Here is a 17,094-nt window from a genome sequence, read left to right as displayed (position 1 = left end):
CGGTCAATCTTTCCATAGCGGACGAAGCGTCACGTAGTAGTGGTACTCGATTTGCTTGAAGATCAGCCCGCCGCGCGCGGGCACGTTCTGTCGGAAAACAAAGGCCATCGCACAAACGAGGATGAGCGGGGCAAGTATTGCCACCAACGGAACGAACCGCAAAACGTGTTCGGAAGCCGCCTTGCTCAACACCAAAAGTGTAAGCGAGACCCATAGAGCCAGTGTAAACCAATCGTCACTGAGTGCGTTCCAGTCCGCCTGCGCGGGGAAAACAGCAAACGCAAATAGCCCGGCAGAGACAACCGCGCTACAGGCCACCAAAGCACGCCGCGCATGACCCCCGTAGTAGCCGTAAGTCGAAGCTGTAATCAGCAACCCAGAACACAGAATGAAGTCCACTCTGGGAACCAGTCCGACGACATATGCAAGAAGGATCAGGCCTATTGTTGAAGCTCGATAGGCTTCCGACTTATCCCATCCGATGCCCAAAGCACTAAGCGCGTTTTGGGCACCACCTGAGCGGATTGAAATAGCAAGCAAAACGAAGGACAAGCCAAGCAATCCACCGAAGATGAACAGCGGTACAATTGCAGCCGAGTTGTACCAATCCGATCCACTTACACCTGCGCGGTTTTCGCCCCAAAGTGGAATGTCCGATGTCTTCCAAAGAAAAAAGACGGACACTGTTATAAGAACAATTGCTGCCCAAAAGTCGCGCGACCGCATGACCAGTGTTTCGTCAGGTTTGTCCATTGCCTGCCTCCTGAGGGAAAGGGCGCGATCATGCGCGCCCCTTCAAAATTGATCGGATTAGGGCTGCTCGATACCCAGCGAGGCCGGGTCCACTGTGGCAGCGCCAAGGTCTTGCAAGGTATAGGCAAAAGTAGCCTCGAGGTTCGCAAACAGTTCTTGAGCTTCTTCACCGTGTTGACCACCGACATCATAATTGTTTGCAGAGGCCCATTCGGCGACGGTGTCGGAGGCAATAGCTTGCTCGAAGGCATCACCAAGCGCGGCCTTTACATCGTCCCCGGCTGAGCTGTGAACTGCAAACCCGATGGCCTGTTTGAGCGGCAAATACTGATCGAGACCGTCATAGATGCCGAAGGCAGAAGGCACTGTTGCCCCTGCAATCTGCGCATCTTCGGGCGTCAACATCGCGAGCGGTTTAAGTTGACCGCCTTCAATCAACGGAGCCTGTTCAGCCAGTGACGTCACAACCAACGCGACTTCGCCCGCTATCGCAGCTTCCTGACCGGGCGCTGAGCCTTTGTATGGAACAAACTTGAATTCTGCACCGGCCCCTTTTTCGATGGCCAGAAGATTCAAGTGGTGGATCGAACCTGCGCCGGAAGCCGCCGCAGGAATAGTGCCAGGAGCTGCTTTCGCAGCGTCGACCAGTTCTTCCAGAGTATTGTAAGGGCTGTCCGCCGGGACCGAGATCAGATCAGGTGATCCACCAACAATGAACGGATACCAAAAATCAAATTTCTTATCCCAACCACCCTGCACAGCAGCGGTGACGTTCGACTCTGACAAACCGACCAATGTATAACCATCGTCTGGTTGGTTCATCACGTAAACCATACCGTTGGAGCCTGCGACACCACCTGTTTGATTGATCACATTGATCGAGACCGGAAGGTGTTTTTCCATCTCGGCCATGATCATTCGGTTGATCGTGTCCGTGCCACCACCGGCCCCCCAGACCACAGCTGTGGTGATATCACGATAGGGATAATCCTGCGCAATAGCTGCCCCTGTAATCCCGGTCGCCACCACGGCTGCGGCCGCCAACCGCCCTAGCTTTAGTTTCATTTCCAAGTCCTCCCAAAACTACTTCGCGTTTATTATTGCATTTATTTGCGTATACATTAAAGAATGCATTGTCAACGTACTGTAGTGGAAGCTGCTATCGCGCTATGAATGCGAAACGGGAAGGAAATGGGCAAAGATGAAAAAGATGTACGATGTTGCAGTGTTCCACGGGGACGGGATCGGCCCGGAAATTATGGCCCCTACGCTTGAAATCCTGCGCCAGCTTTCGGGCAACAATCCCAGCTACGAGCTGGCGTTTACAGACGCACCAGCAGGCGCAGGCCACTACACCAAAACTGGAGAATCGTTTCCGGCTGGATCACTCGAAACTGCACGTAATGCTGACGCAATTCTGCTGTCTGCAATGGGCTTGCCGGATGTTCGATATCCTGACGGAACCGAGATTTCACCTCAGATTGATCTGCGAAAGCAACTGGGACTTTTCGCTGGTGTACGACCAGTAAAGGTAAGCAGCGGACAAATGACCCCCTTGACGCTGCCCCCCGGAAAAGAGATCGACTTTGTCTTGATACGCGAAAGCACAGAAGGACTGTTCTTCACCCAAGGCGCTGGCGAAGTAACGGAACACGAAGCACGTGAAACTCTGCTGATCACTCGTGAGGTGTCCGAAAAACTGTTCCGTTTCGCGTTTGAACTCGCCAAGAACCGCAAGGCATCCGGTCGCGGCCAAGGACGGGTTACATGTGTCGACAAAGCCAATGTTTTCAGGGCCTTTGCATTCTTCAGATCTATCTTTGACATGGAGGCCGCACGCCATCCCGATTTGAAAGCTGACCATGCCTATGTTGATGCCACCGCTCTATGGATGGTTCAAAAGCCTTGGGAATTTGACGTTTTGGTCACTGAGAACATGTTCGGAGACATCCTCTCAGACCTTGGTGCGGGTCTCATGGGTGGTCTAGGACTGGCGCCATCAGCGGATATCGGGTTGAATCACGCTGTATTCCAACCCTGCCATGGTTCCGCCCCGGACATTGCGGGACAGGGTATTGCAAACCCTTTTGCGATGATCCTGTCCGCAGCAATGATGCTTGAATGGTTGGGGTTCACCCATGATCATCCAGACCTGTCCAGCGACGGCGAACGATTGCGTGAAGCCGTGGAAAAGGTGACGGCGAACGGACAGAACCTGACCCGTGACCTAGGTGGAACGGCCGGAACGAAGGGTGCCGCCGCATCGGTATTGGAAGCAATGCGGGCATGAATACTCAACAAGCCATCAGTGTCGCGTGTGTGGGTGCGGGGTATTTCAGCAGGTTCCACTACGAAAGCTGGTCCCGAATGCCCGGTGCGGTTCCGATTGCATCCTGCAACCGTGATATCAACAAGGCGAAAGAAACAGGACTGGCCGCTTACGATGATCTGTCAAGAATGTTGGAGGCGGAAAAACCAGATCTCGTGGACATCATCCTTCCGCCTGTGGCGCAGGCCGAGGCAATCCGCTCGGCATTGCGGTTTGGTATCAAGTGGCTGATCTGCCAAAAGCCATTTTGCTTATCTCTGGATGAAGCTGAGAAGATTGTTTCAGAGGCTGAGGCGGTAGGTGCAACTATTGTCGTGCATGAGAATTTTCGCTTTCAGCCCTGGTATCGTGCGATCAAGGTGGCGATGACCGAGGGTCGAATTGGTACACCTCTCCAAGCTACTTTCCGGCTTCGGCCCGGCGACGGACAGGGACCACGAGCCTACCTAGACCGGCAGCCGTACTTTCAGGAAATGCCGCGTTTCCTGGTTCATGAAACAGCGGTTCACTGGGTAGACACGTTCCGGTTTCTATTCGATGCGCCAAGCGCCGTTTATGCGGACTTGCGCCAAATTAACCCCGTTATCGCGGGCGAGGATGCAGGTTTCATCCTGTTTGACCACCCCAACGGTTTGAATGCTCTGTTCGATGGCAACAGATGCCTTGACCACAGCGCCAAAAACCTGCGTCAGACCATGGGCGAAGCGCTCATCGAAGGAACGGAAGGATCACTGGTTCTTAATGGCGATGGTTCAGTAGAACTCCGCGGTTTTGGAAAACAGGAGCGACAGCAGATTCTACCTCCAAGCGATCATGATGGATTTGGAGGAGACTGCGTCCACGCCTTGCAAAGTCACGTCATTTCGGGCCTTCTACGGGGCACGCCGCTGGAAAACACGGCCCGAGAATATTTGGATGTGATCCGCATTGAAGAGAATATCTATCTCTCAGCTGCGGAAGGACGAAAAATCAACCTGGAGACCCCGTGAAGGATCAGGACGCAAAAACTCTTTCTAATACGCAACGCGCTGTCAGGGATTTGCGACAGATGATCCTGTCCGGCGAACTTGCGGCCGGAACTGATCATCTGGAATCGGAACTCGCCGAAACCCTTGGCATGTCCCGCACCCCGATACGGGAAGCTGCGCTGATGTTGGAAAGTAAAGGGTTGCTTGAAATGCGGCCCCGAAAGGGCGTTCGGATACTGCCTGTTTCATCAGATGATATGCGCGAAATCTACGACATCCTAACGGAACTCGAGAGTCTCGCAGCACAGCGCGCTGCCGAAGCGGGCTACTGCGAAGATGAACTGGCGGTACTTGCCGGATCAATTGCAAAGATGGACCAAGCCATCGAAGCCGAAGACCTTGAAGCCTGGGCCGAGGCCGACGAGTTGTTTCACCAGGAGCTCGTTCGGTTAGGCGGCAACAAACGAGTCGAAGCGATTGTCGCCATGATGAGCGACCAGGTACGTCGCGCGCGCGCAACGACGTTGTTCATCAGGCCCCTGCCCGTTAAATCTAATGAAGATCACCGGGTTGTTTTTCAAGCGATCAGTGAAGGTCGTCCAGATGCCGCCCGTGAACGTCATCGAGAACACAGGCTGCAAGCACAGGCTATGCTTTGCGGGATACTCGAAAAGCATCGGCTCAATAGCCTCTGATCTTCTCGTATCCGGTCGTTAATCACCTAAAATAACTGCCTATTTTCGGCATTAAAGGCGCTCCGAATACTTGTCTTCAACGGCAGTCCGCAGGTGCGTCCGGCTGCAGCCCTAAGGTATATGCTGATCTTGTGGCGTATTGCACGCGCGACACCTGGGCAATGGTCGCAATTCATCAGGAATTGCTGGCGATGTGAGCTGTGGCGCGTATCCGCAGGAATTTGAAGCCTAATTTATTTGATCACGCGGGCTTTATCAGTGTTTCCAGATATTCTCGAGTATCGGCGTCCCACGAACTAGGATCTTCTCCATGGGCGACTACCGCGTGCAGTTCCATGAGTTTCCATACTTCGTCCTTAGTCGCTGCAACCACTTTGCCTGGGCAGGCCTCCATGCCCTCGCAATCCTTGCAGGCATATGAGTATGCAGTGTTCATCGCTTTCTCCTCCGTGCGCTCGGAAAGTTGGTTAGAACTCAAGAAACGTCGGCAGACCGTCGTCGAGTTTTATCCATGGCTGCTGATGTGACACGAAGACGTGGGCCTTGGGTTTCGCAATCGATGGGTCGTCCAACGTTACAGCAGAAAACCAAGCGTCAGCGCTCCAGTCTTGGCCCTCAACTTCATTTAGGGCGGCATAGGTCAACGTCGTTCCACAGTCCCGACAAAACCCGCGACGAATACCCGGAGTTTTCTCCATGTGTTGGATTTCGCCTTTGATAACGGCGAAGTCTTCGGCGGCTACCTTAGCCCAAGTTGCAAAGGCGCCACCAAGGGCCATTTGGCATGAACGACAATGGCAATGTCCCGACCAGACAGGTGGTGTCGCGATCTGGTATCGAACAGCACCACAGTAACATCCACCTTGAAGTTTTTCCATCGTATCAAAATCTCCTGGCATGCGGCTAGGTTGACATGGGCACTAAAGTATCCGCTCCAATATTTTATAATAGAAGCGCAGATTACACTGTGAATAATGTCAAGAATGCCGATATCATGCGACTCAAATAGTCTGACTAAACAATAGAAAATCTACAGTATGGATTGGTTGCACCTTCCCCCGATGAACGCTTTGCGCGCTTTCTCAGCAGTTGCGGAAGCAGGGAGTTACACAGTGGCGGCTGAACGCTTGAACGTGACCCAAGCGGCTGTCAGCCAGCAGGTGAAATCGTTGGAAAGACATTTGGGTGTAGCTCTCGTTGCCAGACGTGGGCGCAGCATTGAATTGACAGAGCCAGGCATCATTCTTTCACGTGAACTGGGTATCGGCTTTGAAATTATCGGAAGGGGTGTCGAACGACTGGCGGAACATGCAGCACACCGTCCCGTTCAAGTGACCATGTCACCAGCATTCGCGGTGGAGTGGCTATTGCCGAGAATGGCAGAGTTTCAACAACAACATCCAGAGATCACTTTGATGCTGAACCCAACTTCTGAACTGGTTCAGATTAAGCCAGGTGGTATCGATGTCGCCATTCGGTATCACGATAGACGCATGCCAAGAAAAGAAGAGGATACTGTCCTTGTATCCGACATGGTCGTGATCGGAGCACCTTCACTGGTGGAAGGCCAAGATCTGCGTGACCCGGCCTCATTAACGAAGCTGCCCTGGTTGCAGGAACTAGGCACCAACGAGGCGGCCGACTGGCTCACCTATCATGGGGTCGTACCTCCCGAGCCATTGACCATAAATCACATGCCTGGGAACCTGATCATGACTGCGGTTCGCCGGGGTGACGGTATCACGTATTCTGCCCGAGCTTTTTTCGAGGACGATCTGTCATCTGGTCGGATGATTGAGTTGTTCTCTGAGCCACTCTTCGGCGTCTATTACATCCAGACTCAAGCAGAATTTCAGCGTCCCGAGGCTAAGGTGTTCGTCAACTGGCTTATATCTCAGTCGCAAGTCGTATCGAGACACAACTCTGGAAGCTGAGACGTATCTAATTCCCCCCCCTGCTCTGTTTGCTCAAGACCGTTGGTTTCGCCGTTTCTTAAGGCTGCTCTGTGGAGGAGCCGGCAGCGATCAGAGCCGCCATCCCTCCATCGATGAACTGCACGTTTTGAAAACCCATAGCAGCCAATACATTTGCCGCTGCCGCGCCTCCGTAGCTTGGAGTTCCGCCACAAGTGGTGAAAATTCGCCTTCCACGATCCTGTAACTCTTGAGATCTGTATTCACTTTCAAGGACTGCCATCCAAGCGACGGCTCGACCTGGAGCCGGAATGGCTCTGGGGCTGATACCTGTGGCCGCCGTTTCAGCGCTATCCCTCACGTCCACCACAAGTGCGTTGGGGTCTTCGATCAGTACTGCCAGCGCGTCAGTTGCTGAAATCGGATTTGCTTTGGATATTTCCTGAGCTTCCATTTGTGCGAATGTTAAGACCATGTTGCCCCCCGACTGCAAATCTTACGCTATGCTACCATGCGGCTGATTTACCGCAAAACGGCATCCAAGCGATGCTTGGCAGTCTTCTGGTCGCCCAGACGGTTGCCATCAACGAAGTTAAACAAGTCCCGATCAACGGCAGAAGCGGGCCTCGCAAATGCCCCAGCCATTGCTGTTGATCCGAGATTACTCGGCGGCCAAAGCCTTCTGCCTGCAATAACACGACGCCTTTATCGGCACCTCGGCGCGGGCAGCGGCCTTGTCCAGTTGTAGCTTAATATGGGCGGCTTCGACCGTTTCACCGCGCCGGGTGAGACATTCGTGCAAACCATGCAGGCTCCAGACGTTGCCCGGATGCTGACAGGCCCGGCTAAGCGTTGCATCCAGGCCAAGGTCTGCACGGTAAACAGATTCGGCTTCCTCCATCTGGCCTTGTTCAAGAAGAAGAGCACCCAGCGCATGACGGGTGGGTTGCATCCAGCCCCAGGGCTCGTCGTATGGTAAGTTGTCGTCGATCTCGACTGACTTTCGCAGGTGGTCAAAGGCCGTTTCGTGCTCTCCTGTGTGATAGGCCAACTCACCCAGCATCATTTGCTCAGCGACCTTCAAAATGTCCCGGCATGTGTTGTTGAACAGCATTCGGGTCTCAGGAACTCTGGCCAGAGCATCATAGAACTTGGCTTTTTCACTCTCGGCTTCGGCGACCCTGTGTAGGTTGGCCAAGGCAACCGTCCTTGCATACCGCATCATGGCAATGGTCACGCTGTAAAGCTCTTCATCCTCTGGCAGATCCTGATTGAGAATATCCTGCCAGCGACCAAACCTGATCAGCACATGTTGCTTCATTGGAATGAAGCCTTCAAACCAGTCCGCCATCGGCTGAAGAGTGTCTGACGGCAAGGTGTCGATCAGCTCATCGGCAGCTTCGATTGCTGCCGATGGTTGCCCCAAGAACATCGCACCGTATATTTTAAAGTGATAGTTGTGGCACCGATAGACGGAATAGAAATTGTCAGGGCCTTCGCGCTTCAGATACTTGCGATCTGCCAATATGGCTTTGTGATTGCGCAGTACCACGTTCATATAGTCTCCGCACAACACGTCGATATGGGTCGGCATGTGCAACAAATGCCCGGCCTCGGGCACCAGCGTGCTGAGCACATCGCCCTGACGCAGTGCCCGTTCGGGGTGGGGCGACATTTCCATAAGGTGAATGTACATGTGCAATAGTCCTGCGTGCTCCCATGCTCCGGAAAGTGTATCGAACGCATTTTCGAGCACGGATATTGCCTCGAGCGTATCGGCCCCTTCGGCGGGCTTTCCGGTCGGCAAATCCCAAAGTTGCCAGGGTGTCCGGTTCATGAGCGACTCGGCCAGAATCGCAGACACGTCCAGGTCCTGATCGAATTCGGTGTGAACCTTTCGCATCGCATCAGCGAAGGCGTCATTCCACGGGCTGAAATCCTCAATATCCGACGAGGATGGATAACGCGCTGGAATGGCATCGATTAGCGCGCGTTCAACAGGCGTCAGCCGGTCCTTTAACGAGGCAGCAGCCTCGATTGACGCTTTCGCCAAGGCGATACAGTCAGGCTTCTCGTCTTCTTCGAATGTTTCCCAGGGCTTGTTGTAGTTCGGCCCAATACAATATGCGATGCCCCAGTGCGCCATTGCGCAATTTGGATCCGCAGCCACGGCATTCTGAAAGCATACAATCGCTTCTTCGTGGTTGTACGCGTAAGTCCAAGCCAAACCACGATCAAACCAAAGCTGGGCTTCGTCCGACGAGGTTGTGATCTTTCGGCTGTAGCGACCGAGATCATAGTATTCCATCACAATAACCCCCTAATTAAAGGGAGGAGTTTACCACAATGGGCTGTTTCTCGATACTGGCGACATCAAAGCCGACCTAAGGCATAGACCCGACTTATATGAGCCCCATTTGATCGAAGCACTCTTCTTGGCAACTGATCAACTTGTCGGCCGCGTGAGTGACGGGCGGTCCAATCCCTCCACAGTAGCCCGCCGACAAGACCACAATCACCGCTTGCACACCTAAGACGGGCATTTGAGAAAGCTGATGTCAGCAGTCAGATTGTTCTTTTCCGCCAACTAACACTTTTGGGACCTAGTAGCGTCGTGCCACAGCTTACGTTCAAAGTGGCGTTGAAAACCTGTAATTTGCGCTCATTGCGGGCGTCAAAAATACGGGGGACCCTATTCTTCTAGCGTGGCAACTGCATGGTCGTGAGAGGTATGCGGTCGATGCATGTTGAGAATGCGTTGAGCTTCATTCGATTGTCCCGAAATTGCCAGCGCATGCGCCAATGAAAACTCAATAATGTCGCGTTGCGCCCGGCTACCACCAAGGCGTTCGTGCTCAGACATGACACTTACGAATTTCTCAATCGCTTCATCCGCATTTCCATCCGCCAACGCACGGAATGCGCCTGCGACAGAAACAACGGTGGGGCCTGCGGGTCCGTTTGCGCCGTCAATGGTTGATTCCAGACGCTCTCTGTTTCCAGCCATCGCATGCGCAAGAGCAGCGTGAACATCCGCAAAAGCCAAGCCAGGTGAAGGAAAGAACTCAACAGCATAGTCGCTGAGTTGTTGCCAACGCTCCTGGGGAATTTGCTCGCCAGCCAAAAAGGCGCGGTGAACAATTGCCACACTATCAGTCAGAACGTTCAGTGGTGGCGCAGGAGGTCGGTCGGGGGAAACATAATCATCGAACAGCTTCCACATACCCGCCACATCGCCGCTCTCAAGCGCCCACAGAGCGACGTGCCAACTGAGATGGCAGTGCAGATACGCTGTGGAGGGATAGTCTTGCCAAAACTCGCGCAGATAAGCGTAGCCAGCGTCCGTCTCACCGTTCTCATAGTAGAGATGGGCCCTGACATGTGCAGTGTGTGCGCTGTCTGGCTTCAACTCAAGTGCGCACTCGATGTTTTCCGCGGCCGGGCCAATCTGTCCGGCCTCCATCTGGGCAAATGCATGCTGACAGAGAAACCACCAGTCGTCGCCATAGTGTGGCTTTAACATGGTCGTGTACGCAAGCTGCTCCGCCTCGCGTCCAGCCTGACCTGAAAACCCTATTAAGCCAAATACGCTGGTACAGGTCTGAGCAAGCAAAATATCTCGTGGATGGTCAGCGACGTGATCCCGGATGCGCCTGTAAGCCTGCGGTGCACGCCCCTCAATGAGATCGCTGATAATGTCGATCTGGGCGGCTTCGCGCGAGCTGACGCCATGCGACAGTTCCTTTGCGACGGCTATTTCACGCTTTGCATCTTGTCCACGCCCGACGGTAACAAGGTATCGCGCAAGCCCAACATGGGGCATGGCAAAACTATCATCTGCCTGCATTGCAGAACGGTAAGCTTCTTCAACATCATCAAAAGCACCCAGAAAACGGTCGATGCCTTCAACGTAGGCGTCTCGCGCAGCTTGTGATGTGGTCGTTAGCGGGCTTCCGTACCGATCTTCAAGCATCCAAACCTTCCACTATCTGTACCAAACCTGTCCGTCAGTGAGCTATATGAGCATGCCTAGCCATAAACGAGTCAAAGGAAATCGACGTTGCGAGGCGCCCTGATTTCAGCATCCGTTTCTTTCAGAAGTCTCATGAAATCATCGAAATGCCATTCAAACCATAGTTGCTTCATCAAATCCCAATTTCCTAAAATTGGACTCCGAAAGCAATTTTGGGGATTATTCCATACGGCCCGGCCCGCGTCCGGTTAGAGGAGAACGTAGGTATGACAACCCAAACTCGCCCGCTCATTGATACGGCTTGGTTGGCAGATAACCTGACTGACCCGAAACTACGCATCATTGATGTTCGCTGGAAGTTTAGGGAGGAAAACGGCAAAGGCTTGGCCTATGACGATAGGAGCGAGTTCCAAGCCGAGCACATTCCCGGCGCCGTGTATGTAGGCATGTCGACGGAGCTTGCAGACAGCAATCAGAACGTTCCCGATATGATGCTCGGGCCAGAGGATTTTGGGAAAAAGATGCGCGAGTTGGGTGTTTCCAACGACAGTCATGTCTTGGTCTACGATGATTCCGGGCTTCCGTTGGCTTCAGCGCGTCTTTGGTGGGCACTTTCGCACTATGGCCATGAAAATGTGCAGGTCTTGGACGGCGGCTTGCAGCAATGGAAACTCGAAGGTCGACCCACTGAAACTGGCGATCCATCCGTTGAGCCTGGCGACTTCGCTCCCAAGGTGCAGAGCAATTGGATTGCCAGCAAAACTGACGTTCTGGACGCGATAGGAATGCCTGAGGTCAGAGTTGTGGACTTTCTGCCAAACGACCTCTTCCGAGGCGACGGTGTTCACACATGGGGAGGTCGCTCGAGACATATCCCCGGTGCAGTTAACATACCGGCGATATCGAACATCGATCCGGATTTGGCACACACACCCATTGCTGAGCGGGCAGCGAAACTAAAGGAACGAGGCTCATTCAGGTTGGCAGATCGCCTCCGCCTCCTTCAGCACTATCAGGACAAGGGAATTCAAACCGACGACGAGGTTATCGCGTATTGCGGTCGCGGTATTGCCGCCTCTTGCGGTCTCCTTGCGCTTCGCCACATGGGGTTCGACAAGTCGCGCCTCTATGATGGTTCCTGGGCTGAATGGAGCGCCGATGAGAGCCTTCCGGTTGAAACCTCGTGAGACTACGATTTTGGGTCACTTTGGGTGATCCAATTATTGACGCGTTGCTAGGAGGATATTTTTGATGACGGACAATTTCCGGCTGACCAAAGAAGCTGCGCAAAAGTACAACAACCACAGCGTGCCTGCGATGTTTGGCCCATTGGCTGAAGCAACCATGCAGAAGGTTCAGCTTCGAAGCGGCGCTTGTGTCATCGACATTGCATGCGGCACCGGGGCTTTGACGCGAGAGATAGCAAGGAAACTGACCGGCGAAGGCCGGGTTGTTGGCGTAGATCTGAACGAAACCATGATTGAGGTCGCGCAGTCCAATCAGCCGGATTGTCGTCATGTGCTCGAGTGGTATGCAGCAGATGTTACCGAGTTACCTTTTGGAAAGGCTACGTTTGACTATGCCTTCATACAACAGGGGCTTCAGTTCTTCCCTGACAAATCCGCCGCGTTGCAAGAAGTTCATAGGATCTTGCGCAATGACGGTCAGCTATTTTTGACATGTTGGCGCGCTGTGTCGCCCTTCAATGGAGCGCTTTCAAAAGCTCTCGAACGGCATGTTGGAACAGATGCCGCAGTCAAGGCCAGAGCGCCTTTTTCGTTTCGAGATGGGGACCTCATATCGAACTTGTTGGTCGATGCAGGCTTCAAGATAGCTCGTCACGAGCCGTTGGTACTAGAGCGAAGATTTATTGATCTTCGTGCGCAGATCCTGGCGCTGCCAATCGAAACTGATCTTAGGGATGCAGGTGCCGACGTCACCAACAAGGTCGTGGAAGAGGTTGCAGACGCTTTGTCTAGATATGACAAAGAAGGCGTATTGCACGTACCGCAAGAAGCGCACCTTTTTGTCGCCACGGCATAGGTCAACGACCACTGGCTCAGTTCTCAATTACGATCTTTACCATGGTCGAATGACAATGCGGCATTAGTGGCTGCCGACCGTGGCTCCGCGTTGACGGTTGAGTGTGCATCAAACTATACTTTTGCCATGGCCAGCGGAAAATACATCGACGATTTGTCGGTTGGCAGAACCTTCGAAACCGGTGGCGTTACGCTGACCGAGGGAGCGATTATTGACTTCGCACTGGTTCATGACCCGCAGCCCTTCCACGTTAACAAAGTGGCTGCCGCAGAGTCGATTTTCGGCGGTCTCATCGCCAGTGGATTTCAGACAATTGCGCTTACTTTCAGGTTGTTCCGCGACACTGGTGTACTTACCGGCACCAATCTGGGTGGACATGGTATGGACGAGGTGCGGTGGCTGGCTCCGGTGTATTCCGGTGACACGATCAGCGTGCGAGTCACGGTTGAGGCAATTACACCATCACGTTCGAAGCCAGACCGGGGAACGGTCAAATTCCGATACCAGACATTTAACCAGAACGATGTTGAAGTTCTTAACCTGGTCATGCACCACGTGATGGCATGTCGGAGTTAAGGCGGTTTACAGCGACTTGGGCGCGGCGATCAATTCGACCTCCCTTTGTCATCTTCAAAAGTATCCTTGGGCTCGCCACATAAGGCTTCTATTCGCAATTGCGGTCGTGGCGTACATGCAAACTAGCTTGTTCGCGTGTTCTCAATCCTTTTTTGCCTAAATAACTACTTGTAGATTGCCGCATAGCGAGGTGCGAAGAACTTAACGAAGGCTCTAACCTCTGGCCGACGATAGGCTTCCGGCGAAATGAGCATTAGGTGCGGCACCGCAAGTTCGGGGATTTCGTCGAAACATCGGATAAAAGACATGTCTGTTTCCACCAGCTTGACATTGCTGATCCCAAGGCCTTGCCCTGACCTGATCGCCGCATGCATTAGCTCCAGTTCAGTGAAAGACATGACGATCTGGTCCGGCTCCACGTGATTGGTCAACCATTCGTGGAATACATTTGGTACATCGTCCCGCTGAAAGGTAACAAACTGATGCCCGGCCAGATCATTCGTTGACCCCGGTAAGCCAAATTTGTCCGCGTAATTTCTGCTGCCGAACAAAGACCAGCGGGCCGTGCTGATCTTACGACAGATCAGGTCAGGATCAGGTTCAGTTCTTGCAAGGCGCAAAGCAATGTCGGCCTCGCCCGCCATCAGGTCCAGCGCCCGAACGCTGGACAAAAACTCGAATGCGACATCCTGATTGTCGGCGGAAAACTCGTTTACGATTTCAATCATGCGTGCAGAGAAGTTTGCTGAGTAAGCGGTGATACGGATGGGTTGTGTCGACGTCAATTCTTTCGCGCAATCGGCAAATTCAAGGACTGAAGTCTCGATTGCTTCGGCGAGGGGAACGAGGCGAAGGGCTTCTGGGGTCGGTTTGAACCCGTGCGTACCGCGCTCAAAAAGCGTCAAGCCTGTTTCTCTTTCGAGAACATCAATGCGTCGGGCAACCGTTGGTTGGGAGACCTTTAGCTTTCTAGAGGCCGCAAGCGTCGACCCTTCTCTGAAGACAGAGAGGAACACACGAATATCCGACCAATTTCGGAACCCGTTCTTCATTTTTGTAGAACAGCACAATTTTGTGCCGGATACCAGAAAAACGGGAGAACAGTTACTGTTGTTGCGACAGCGCAATTAACTCGGAAAGGACCATGAGATGGCTTCCCATACAATGTCACCCAGCCTCTGGGCCGTATTTGGTGGACTGTTCGGTTGGACCAAAAGAGCCTTCCCCGAAACCCGGAAGCTGCGGCCTACAGCCAACGATCTTCACGCGGAACGCGACTATATTAATGACGTGATCTGGAGTAATCCCGATGCGTTTTCGAGTGAGCTTGACGTGCAGAACATGATGAACCTGTATCCAGGAAAGTTCTGACAACACTTGGTGACAATCGGCCGAATAAGGCGATTAGATCGCACCAAAATGCAGCTGCAAGCTGGAAGTGACAGCCACGCACCTGTGTTGTCGCCATAGAGTAAGTAGCAACACGAGACCTTCTGTCATCACACCTATCGCTGCGGTCGTTCGAACGTCTGATCAATGCCTGCACGTCTGGCACTTCCTTGGGGCATCACCGACGACAATTAAGTATGGACAAAAGATTTGCAGCACCAATTGGGGCGACTGTGACACCAATGGGGGTCTCTTCAACCGCGACTTTCAGGAAGCCTGCGGAAGAACCTAGGCCGAGTTACTTCGCTCGATCACCCTTTTCTACGCGCCACGACGACAAATTGGGTCATCGAAAAGAAGAAGCGTCCAACTTTTGCAAGGCTGAACTGTTCGTCAAACCACGATTGCGCAACTGCGGGATCAACATAGTCATTTGCGACAGCGTATTGCTTCATGAGGTGCATCATCATGATTGCGAGGCCATCAGGCTTTAGCTGGTGATCTGTCATAGTGAACGACAAGACATCTTCCACATGGTCGCCGCGAGCCTTTATCAGTGCGGGCAGTCTTTCCGGGAGGGAACCACTCACAAAGTGCTGGTTCCAGGAAGTCAGCATCTTTTGCATTCTGTCGGGCTCATCGCTGAACCAAATCAAGCTACCAAAGTGCAGATCACTGATGACAAGCCGCCCGCCGGGTTTGACGCACCGCAGCGTGTCAGCCAACGCACCGTCTACGTCTTCGATGTACTCAAAGACTTGTACCGAGACCGCTTTGTCAGCACTCTCATCCTCAATGGGCAAGCTATTTGCAGCACCAGCACGAAACTCCACGTTTGCGTAGTCGCTGCATCGTTCTTTAGCGGCCGCTGTCATGTCAGTGCTTGGGTCGATCCCGATGACACAGCCATCCGAGCCAACTGCGCGAGCCAACTCTGCTGTCAACAGCCCGTTGCCACATCCGATGTCCAAAATAGTTTCACCGGGAGAAGGGCACAGCGCATCAAATGACACCTGTCGTCGCCGCGTCAATTCGGCTCCCTGATAGGCGGTTTCTAGTAATTTCGTTGTTTCAGCGTCAAACTTAAGCAACTCTCCACCCTTACAAAGCCCACCAGTCCCCGAAACTCTAGTCCGAAATGGCCCACAACATGGGGGTTAGACAGCTTCTTGGCAAGTTCGAGGTTCAGTAGGATGCGGCCTGTGGCAGGTTTACAGCTCCCCACCGGGTTTTCATCTTTTGAGAATCCTAGTTTCCGTGGGTACAACGCCCAAGCGTGCTGCCCATCCGTCGATGTTATCAGACACAAACTGCTTCAGGTGCGCACGGTAGAATTTAGCCATAGCATTGGACCTAGTTGCCAAATCAGACCCAAGTCGTGCAGTCATCCGAAGCCGACCGTTGACTGCCAAAGGGTCACCTCAGGGTTCGATAGGTACAGTGCCCAACTGGCCGCGGTGATTTGTTGCCGCGATCAGTGGGCCTATTGGAGATTTCAAATCAGAGGATGCCGCAGCCGCCACGCATTCGCTATCGCCTAAAAGTTGAGTTCGCACTCAAGAAACTAAAAATTTCAATTCTTGATTGCATCGCCAATAGAACTTTGGGCAATTTAGTCAGAGCTTTGGGTCAAAACAGGAATTTGGGCGATCCTACACAAAAATTGTAGGGACGCGCATAACGCTGCATTCTTATCATTGATTTTATTCAGAAAATCTGGGTGTCTTCGCCCATAATTTTGCACAGCATTTGCGCATAGGTTTGCACGATTTTCCCATAAGATTGCACGGTTCACTATACGCGCTCAATTGTCGATTGTCGTACAGTGGCTTGATCAACTTGAACGCACCATAACTCAGCCAAAAGTGCGTTATTCTTGGAACAATTCAACCCAAAACCGAACAAAACAACTCAATTGCGAGGCTATGGTAGATTCCTTTCAATTTAGCTCGGCTCGGTTGGTTTAGATAAAAACTATTTAACATCGGCAATTCGACGCATGGGAACAGACGGCAGCAAGCTGTTTAAATTCTAGGGATGCGTCTCATTAAGGCTGCATAGGGTGATTAGCCATCGACCATCTGGTTGTCGCTCAAGCACATTCAGCGAAACGCCTTCACCTGTCGTGCCTTCGCTAAATTCTGCAAGACACCAGCCGAGTTCGCCGTCTCGACCTGCACTAGAGACATTGATTTTTTTGTCTTCTCCACCTTCCGCGACCCACTCTGCATGTGTGTCTTCAATAGCTTGCCTTCCAATGGAAGGTGGGCCGAAGGGAGAGTACATCTCTGCTTGCGCTGCAAACACGGAAGCGCATCCATTGGCGTCCCCTTGTCGGTAGCAGGCGACATAGTGGTCGAACACCTCCTGGCACTGTTGTTTGAAGGACATACAAACACTCCTAATTTCGCTGTCCTAGCATCAGGTTCTGCAATTCTACTGTCAAATCAACCTC

18 protein-coding genes are annotated in these 17,094 nt (G+C 52.8%); 8 read left to right on the top strand and 10 right to left on the bottom strand.

The window, feature by feature from the left end; all coding sequences use genetic code 11:
• Positions 1 to 3 precede the first annotated feature (3 nt).
• Together AC2FIM_RS12350 and AC2FIM_RS12345 are read right to left on the bottom strand one after the other, a co-directional pair.
• Positions 4 to 753 carry a hypothetical protein gene (locus tag AC2FIM_RS12350; protein WP_496679665.1) on the bottom strand — a complete coding sequence of 250 codons (750 nt, stop codon included), beginning with the start codon at positions 751 to 753 and terminating at the stop codon, positions 4 to 6.
• Positions 754 to 810: 57 nt separating this feature from the next.
• On the bottom strand, positions 811 to 1,818 hold the full coding sequence (locus AC2FIM_RS12345) for a Bug family tripartite tricarboxylate transporter substrate binding protein (RefSeq protein ID WP_271951906.1): 1,008 nt from the start codon (positions 1,816 to 1,818) through the stop codon (positions 811 to 813).
• 136 nt (positions 1,819 to 1,954) lie between these two features.
• Between AC2FIM_RS12345 and AC2FIM_RS12340 the strand changes: the two genes are divergently transcribed.
• From AC2FIM_RS12340 to AC2FIM_RS12330, 3 genes are read left to right on the top strand one after another with little or no spacing between them, the layout of a single operon-like run.
• On the top strand, positions 1,955 to 3,043 hold the full coding sequence (locus AC2FIM_RS12340) for an isocitrate/isopropylmalate dehydrogenase family protein (protein WP_496679667.1): 1,089 nt from the start codon (positions 1,955 to 1,957) through the stop codon (positions 3,041 to 3,043).
• The gene (locus AC2FIM_RS12335; RefSeq protein WP_142639572.1) at positions 3,040 to 4,071 is read left to right on the top strand and encodes a Gfo/Idh/MocA family protein; all 1,032 of its coding nucleotides are present in this window, start codon (positions 3,040 to 3,042) and stop codon (positions 4,069 to 4,071) included. The genes AC2FIM_RS12340 and AC2FIM_RS12335 overlap by 4 nt, the downstream gene beginning before the upstream one ends.
• A complete protein-coding gene (locus AC2FIM_RS12330; RefSeq protein ID WP_142639574.1) occupies positions 4,068 to 4,745 on the top strand; it encodes a GntR family transcriptional regulator in 678 nt (225 codons plus the stop codon). Before AC2FIM_RS12335 ends, AC2FIM_RS12330 begins: the two co-directional genes overlap by 4 nt.
• A gap of 241 nt (positions 4,746 to 4,986) precedes the next feature.
• On the opposite strand, the gene AC2FIM_RS12325 is transcribed toward AC2FIM_RS12330, so the two are convergent.
• Positions 4,987 to 5,181: a DUF1059 domain-containing protein gene (locus tag AC2FIM_RS12325; protein WP_282170805.1), complete on the bottom strand. Its 195-nt coding sequence runs from the start codon at positions 5,179 to 5,181 to the stop codon at positions 4,987 to 4,989.
• Positions 5,182 to 5,212: 31 nt separating this feature from the next.
• Positions 5,213 to 5,623: a GFA family protein gene (locus AC2FIM_RS12320; RefSeq protein ID WP_281286294.1), complete on the bottom strand. Its 411-nt coding sequence runs from the start codon at positions 5,621 to 5,623 to the stop codon at positions 5,213 to 5,215.
• 183 nt (positions 5,624 to 5,806) lie between these two features.
• Here AC2FIM_RS12320 and AC2FIM_RS12315 point away from each other — a divergent pair, with 183 nt between their 5' ends.
• A complete protein-coding gene (locus tag AC2FIM_RS12315; protein WP_185956738.1) occupies positions 5,807 to 6,679 on the top strand; it encodes a LysR family transcriptional regulator in 873 nt (290 codons plus the stop codon).
• A gap of 58 nt (positions 6,680 to 6,737) precedes the next feature.
• Here the strand turns inward: AC2FIM_RS12315 and AC2FIM_RS12310 are convergent, their stop codons facing one another.
• From AC2FIM_RS12310 to AC2FIM_RS12300, 3 genes are all read right to left on the bottom strand, one after another.
• Positions 6,738 to 7,133: a rhodanese-like domain-containing protein gene (locus AC2FIM_RS12310; RefSeq protein ID WP_496679671.1), complete on the bottom strand. Its 396-nt coding sequence runs from the start codon at positions 7,131 to 7,133 to the stop codon at positions 6,738 to 6,740.
• 186 nt (positions 7,134 to 7,319) lie between these two features.
• On the bottom strand, positions 7,320 to 8,966 hold the full coding sequence (locus tag AC2FIM_RS12305) for a hypothetical protein (RefSeq protein WP_496679674.1): 1,647 nt from the start codon (positions 8,964 to 8,966) through the stop codon (positions 7,320 to 7,322).
• Between the two features lie 384 nt (positions 8,967 to 9,350).
• Entirely contained in the window at positions 9,351 to 10,631 is a 1,281-nt protein-coding gene (locus AC2FIM_RS12300) for a tetratricopeptide repeat protein (RefSeq protein WP_271951920.1), read from the bottom strand.
• A gap of 305 nt (positions 10,632 to 10,936) precedes the next feature.
• Between AC2FIM_RS12300 and AC2FIM_RS12295 the strand changes: the two genes are divergently transcribed.
• From AC2FIM_RS12295 to AC2FIM_RS12285, 3 genes are all read left to right on the top strand, one after another.
• Positions 10,937 to 11,818, top strand: a complete 882-nt coding sequence (locus AC2FIM_RS12295; RefSeq protein WP_496732040.1) for a sulfurtransferase — start codon at positions 10,937 to 10,939, stop codon at positions 11,816 to 11,818.
• Between the two features lie 64 nt (positions 11,819 to 11,882).
• Positions 11,883 to 12,674 carry a class I SAM-dependent methyltransferase gene (locus AC2FIM_RS12290; RefSeq protein WP_271951922.1) on the top strand — a complete coding sequence of 264 codons (792 nt, stop codon included), beginning with the start codon at positions 11,883 to 11,885 and terminating at the stop codon, positions 12,672 to 12,674.
• Positions 12,675 to 12,740: 66 nt separating this feature from the next.
• Positions 12,741 to 13,250: a MaoC family dehydratase gene (locus AC2FIM_RS12285; protein WP_496708326.1), complete on the top strand. Its 510-nt coding sequence runs from the start codon at positions 12,741 to 12,743 to the stop codon at positions 13,248 to 13,250.
• Between the two features lie 164 nt (positions 13,251 to 13,414).
• On the opposite strand, the gene AC2FIM_RS12280 is transcribed toward AC2FIM_RS12285, so the two are convergent.
• A complete protein-coding gene (locus AC2FIM_RS12280) occupies positions 13,415 to 14,377 on the bottom strand; it encodes a LysR family transcriptional regulator (RefSeq protein ID WP_142639591.1) in 963 nt (320 codons plus the stop codon).
• A 22-nt stretch (positions 14,378 to 14,399) separates the two neighbouring features.
• On the opposite strand from AC2FIM_RS12280, the gene AC2FIM_RS12275 reads away from it, so the two are divergent.
• Entirely contained in the window at positions 14,400 to 14,621 is a 222-nt protein-coding gene (locus AC2FIM_RS12275; RefSeq protein WP_271951927.1) for a hypothetical protein, read from the top strand.
• A 329-nt stretch (positions 14,622 to 14,950) separates the two neighbouring features.
• Here the strand turns inward: AC2FIM_RS12275 and AC2FIM_RS12270 are convergent, their stop codons facing one another.
• Together AC2FIM_RS12270 and AC2FIM_RS12265 are read right to left on the bottom strand one after the other, a co-directional pair.
• Positions 14,951 to 15,730 carry a methyltransferase domain-containing protein gene (locus AC2FIM_RS12270; RefSeq protein WP_271951929.1) on the bottom strand — a complete coding sequence of 260 codons (780 nt, stop codon included), beginning with the start codon at positions 15,728 to 15,730 and terminating at the stop codon, positions 14,951 to 14,953.
• Between the two features lie 940 nt (positions 15,731 to 16,670).
• Entirely contained in the window at positions 16,671 to 17,030 is a 360-nt protein-coding gene (locus AC2FIM_RS12265) for a YybH family protein (protein WP_271951931.1), read from the bottom strand.
• Positions 17,031 to 17,094 lie beyond the last annotated feature (64 nt).

Source organism: Ruegeria sp. CDSC052 (assembly GCF_059610685.1).
This window is presented reverse-complemented; position numbering and strand designations above follow the sequence as displayed.